General features: G+C 65.3%; 1 protein-coding gene. It reads right to left on the minus strand.

What is annotated here, in order from left to right; translation table 11 throughout:
- Positions 1 to 259: Gfo/Idh/MocA family oxidoreductase (locus SM755_RS23885; protein WP_323174867.1), on the minus strand; the 259-nt coding region annotated here is incomplete at both ends.

Here is a 259-nt window from a genome sequence, read left to right on the forward strand (position 1 = left end):
GGAACCGCGTCCCGGGATGCCGCGCCGACGGATGTAATTCGCCTCGATGTGGCGAATGTCGCCGAACCGGCCGTTCCGCTGATGCCCCTTTATCACTTCGACGGGGTTGGCGTACCGGTTGTTGAACCCCGCCATGCAGAACCCGTCCGCGGCGTTCGCGGCCTCGACGATGCGCTTCGCGCTCTCGATCGAGTGCGCGAGAGGTTTCTCCAGCAGTACGTCGAGGCCGGCATCCAGAGCGTCCGTGGCGTACTCTTCG

The organism is Natrialba sp. PRR66, assembly GCF_034808065.1.
In the GTDB taxonomy this organism is placed as follows: domain Archaea; phylum Halobacteriota; class Halobacteria; order Halobacteriales; family Natrialbaceae; genus Natrialba; species Natrialba aegyptia.